1 protein-coding gene is annotated in these 514 nt (G+C 65.6%); it reads right to left on the bottom strand.

The window, feature by feature from the left end:
• Positions 1-91: 91 nt before the first annotated feature.
• On the bottom strand, positions 92-514 hold a 423-nt coding region (locus tag D1614_RS28995), incomplete at its 5' end, for a hypothetical protein (RefSeq protein ID WP_206610224.1).

Genomic DNA, 514 nt, shown 5'->3' with positions numbered 1-514 from the left:
AGATGCGGACGATGGTCGGCATGGTGTTCTCCTCGTGGTGAACCCAAAGTTGACGCATCGGCCGTGCCCAGCGGCGCGCCGGGCCGCCCGCTCAGAACAGCGCCATCTGCCGCATTCCAAACCCGATCGCCTCTTCGACCCGCATGCGCGCGTGCGTGAGCGACCCCTCGATGCCCGAGAGCGTACCGGCCAGCCAGCGGTAAAGCAGCGGCGCCTGACCGCGCGGGCTCAGGTGGATTTCACCGAGCTTCTTGCCGCGCTTGTCGCGGTAGTAGTGAGAGCGGTAGCCGCGTTCCCAATGCGTGATCGGGCCGCGCCATCGGCGCAAGCGGCGGGGTTTGGCGGGGGGCGTTTCGGTTGGCGATGCCGACAGTGGTTCCTCCCAGCCGAATGCGGGTTTGGCAAACAGCGGCAAACCTTCCAGATCGGGGTAAAAATCCATCGTCGTATGCTCAGCTAGCCGCGCCGCCGCAGGCTTTGCAGACGAAAACGGCGCGTAGCCCGCATGATACCT

It is taken from the genome of Maribellus luteus, assembly GCF_003576475.1.
Lineage (GTDB): Bacteria > Bacteroidota > Bacteroidia > Bacteroidales > Prolixibacteraceae > Draconibacterium > Draconibacterium luteum.
Note: the sequence above shows the minus strand (reverse complement) of the source record. Positions and strands in the feature narration are given on the sequence as shown.